We start from the raw sequence: 3,537 nt of genomic DNA, 5'->3' as shown, positions 1-3,537 counted from the left end.
ATTGCCGTGCTTTCCTGTCTTGCCTTGGCGCTGTACGCAGGCTGGCGCTGGCTGCTACTGGGCGCGGGCGCGATCGCGGCGGCGGTGCTAGGGGCCGCGTTTGGTCCGTCTCCGCTCAAGGAGGGGCTGCAACTGATCATCCCGCCATTTTTCTGGATGCGCTTGACGGACCAGCTTCATCCCAACCGTCCGATCGCCGAACTGCGCACAACGCAATGGAGGTTTGCAGCGTCCTTGATTCAGCAGCGTCCCTGGACGGGCTGGGGGCTGAGGAACTTCAGTCCGCTCTACCAGCAGCAAATGCAGTTCTTTGTGGGACATCCGCACAACCTGCCGCTGATGCTGGCAGCGGAAACGGGACTTCCGGCGATGCTCCTTTTTGTGGGGCTAGTGGGGTGGATTGTAGCTCAGGCGTCGCGGTTGCTGATTGCAGCTTCACTGTCGGAGGAGCGCTTCATCGTCTTCACCTACCTGACGGCGTTTATGGGCTGTGCAGTGTTCAACTTACTGGACATCACATTGTTTGATGTGCGAATTAATCTGCTGGGGTGGGTGCTGCTGGCGGCAATTTGTGGATGGATGTACCGCGCGAATCACAGAATTCGCCCACTGTGAATCGCGTCAGCACTGGTAAGGCAGTTACAATAAACGGTATTCCGATCAGGTCGAGTAGGACAGGACCTCGCGTGACACACGATCGAGCAACTCCGCCCAATGGGGACCCCAAATCGCTGTATCAAACGATCGTGGCTTCCAGCTATTACGGACTGCTGGGGCTGCATCCTTCCGCATCCGTGCGGGAGATTCGGCAAGCCTATCGTGACCTTAGCAAGCAGTACCATCCAGATACAACCTCGCTGCCACAGCAGGTTGCTACGCAGAAGTTTCAGCAGCTTAACGAGGCGTACGCCACGCTCAGCAGTCCAGAGCGCCGCAGCCTTTACGACAGAAAAATTGGCTACTCGCGGGTTGCAGTGGTGCAGCCGCTGCCCACGCTGAATACACCGCGATCGCAGCCGCTCCGGTCTTCTGCCTACCTTGACCCGACCGATCGTCCGCTGTCTCCTGGTGAGCTATTCGCGTTGTTCATTCTCGGCGTGACGTTTTTGGCGTGCTTGGTGCTGGCGGTTACGATCGGCATTACCAAGGGCGAAGCGGTGTTTCAGCCAGTCACTACTCACGTTCATCCCGTTGAACAGGTGACTCTGCCGCCGCTGGCAACTGACCCAGATGCGGCGATCGCGGCTCCAGAGGTTTCTGCTCCTGTTGCGATCAAGTCTGAACCTTCTGCTGCGATCGAGTCCGAACCTCCTGCTTCACCTGAAGCCCCTGTTGAACCCACTTCTATTGAATAACTGCATGGCACTTCCTCCCGCTGATACTCCGCTGTATAACCATCCACTGCCTGAGATTGAGCAATGGCTTGTCGAACAGGGCTGCACGCGGAGCAAGGATGACATCCACTGCTGGCTGGTGCAGCGTCCTGAATGGCACGCGGAAGTCTGCCTTGACACCGACCAGTTGACCGTTCGCTATTCCGATATTGGCATCGAGGAGCGATCGGTTCAGCGATCGTTCAAGTACTCGCTCAGCCGCCAGGATGTTCAAGACGCCGTGTTTGCTGGACCGTAGCCGTCAAATCCCTTTGCAGCACTTGTAATCCAGGATGTTTTAACTTCCTGACAAACTGGCTTTTGTGAAACAAGCCTTGCCGCTAACCTGAATAAAGGTATTCTCGCGATCGCCTGGGCTGCGCTGAAAGCAGCGTGCCGCTTGAGGATTCAGTTTACGGATGTTCCTCTGCTGAGCAGGTCTGGTTGCAGTTGAGTGCAGGCGCATTGTAGTTAAGGGGACAGGCATGGACGACCTAAAGGTGATTGTCATTGGTGCGGGCATGGGCGGATTGACGGCTGGCATTGCCCTAAAACAGGCAGGCTACACCGTTGAGGTCTACGATCGCGTCAAGGAACTGCGTCCGGCTGGTGCTGCCATCTCTCTCTGGTCCAATGGGGTTAAGGTGCTCAACTGCTTGGGGTTGGGCAGAGACCTTGCTCGCGTGGGGGGACACATGGACCGCATGACGTACTACAGCCAAACGGGTGAAGTGTTGACGGACTTTAGCCTGCAACCGCTGATTGATACCGTTGGACAGCGCCCCTACCCCGTTGCTCGAACGGAGTTGCAGCAGCTATTACTCGATGGCTTGGGGACACACGTTCATCTCAATTCAAAGTGCATCAACATTGAGCAAGACGCCGAGCAGGTTACGGTCACGTTTGAAGACGGACACCAAGCAACGGCGGATCTAGTCGTGGCAGCAGACGGAACGCACTCGATTCTGCGCAGCCACATTTTGGGGGAAACGATCGAGCGGCGCTACGTCGGCTACGTGAACTGGAACGGCTTGGTTCCGATCAGCGACGATTTGGCTCCGAGCGATAGCTGGGTGATTTACGTGGGCGAACACAAACGGGTGTCAATGATGCCCGTGGGGGGCGATCGCTTTTACTTTTTCTTTGATGTGCCCCTGCCTAAAGGCACGGTGAGTCAGCCTGAAACCTACCGTGAAGAACTGATGAGCTTCTTCAAAGAATGGGCTGACCCCGTTCAAACGCTGATCCAGCGTCTTGATCCGGTTAGAACGAATCGAGTTGAAATTCATGACATCGAACCGCTGCCCGTGTTGGTGCGGGGACGGGTTGCCCTGCTCGGTGATGCGGCACATGGCACAGCGCCCGATCTGGGACAGGGCGGTTGTCAGGCGATGGAAGATGGTTTGGTACTGGCGAACTGTCTGCAAAGCACCAATCTTGGCGTGGAGGACGCGCTGAAACGCTACGAAGCCGCGCGCAAGGACCGCGTTGCCGACATCATTACCCGCGCTCGCAAACGATCGGACATGACGCACGGCACAGACCCTACTAAGACTCAGCAGTGGTATGAAGACCTCAAGCGTGAGGACGGCACTAACATCATTGATGGCATTTGCAAAACAATCTTGGGCGGACCGCTGCATTAACGCTATAAACGTAGCTAGTAGACCACCGACTAAATTGGAAATCGCTTGCTGACTAAGTCAACTCACACAAATTTCCGATAAAGTCTAAGAGGCTGTTTGAGAGGTCGAAGTTGCTTCCCGAACCGTCTCCCCAACTTCCCAATTTTGAAGGCTAGAGGTATGGAAGACCTTCAAACCCAGGGATTCAGGGAGCTAGTGCAGCGTCGTTGATCCTTCTTAAACCGTCTCTGATGGCTAGTAGCTAACAGCTAACAGCCACGAACTAACTGTTTGCAAAAGACACCGATGAACGAGCAATTTGAACCCCTGAGCAACGACGAAGTGCTGTTTGTCAGCGTTGGACGAATTCTGATGGCGAATCCAACGTTTAAGGTAGGGGAACTGCTGGACGCGCTGGCGCAAGCCGTCAGCGATCGCGAAGACGACTGGTCAGACGACAACGAAGGCTGGTTTGGCGACGGGTTAGAGTGCGAGGCGCTGCGGTTTAGTTCGCAGGGTTGGCAGCGGGGACGAGTGCG

4 protein-coding genes and 1 pseudogene are annotated in these 3,537 nt (G+C 55.9%); all 5 read left to right on the top strand.

The features are described 5' to 3' along the window. On the top strand, positions 1-615 hold a 615-nt coding region (locus H6F43_RS09300), incomplete at its 5' end, for an O-antigen ligase family protein (RefSeq protein ID WP_190342510.1). Positions 616-731: 116 nt separating this feature from the next. Continuing rightward, entirely contained in the window at positions 732-1,355 is a 624-nt protein-coding gene (locus H6F43_RS09295) for a J domain-containing protein (RefSeq protein WP_242025459.1), read from the top strand. A gap of 4 nt (positions 1,356-1,359) precedes the next feature. Beyond that, positions 1,360-1,632, top strand: coding sequence for a DUF3143 domain-containing protein (locus H6F43_RS09290; RefSeq protein WP_190342508.1), 273 nt, complete (start codon positions 1,360-1,362; stop codon positions 1,630-1,632). Between the two features lie 226 nt (positions 1,633-1,858). Continuing rightward, the gene (hpxO, locus tag H6F43_RS09285) at positions 1,859-3,019 is read left to right on the top strand and encodes an FAD-dependent urate hydroxylase HpxO (protein WP_190342507.1); all 1,161 of its coding nucleotides are present in this window, start codon (positions 1,859-1,861) and stop codon (positions 3,017-3,019) included. Between the two features lie 285 nt (positions 3,020-3,304). Continuing rightward, positions 3,305-3,537: pseudogene (locus H6F43_RS09280) on the top strand (KGK domain-containing protein); the annotation flags it as partial.

The sequence above is a fragment of the Leptolyngbya sp. FACHB-36 genome (assembly GCF_014695955.1).
GTDB lineage: Bacteria > Cyanobacteriota > Cyanobacteriia > Leptolyngbyales > Leptolyngbyaceae > FACHB-36.
Note: the sequence above shows the minus strand (reverse complement) of the source record. Positions and strands in the feature narration are given on the sequence as shown.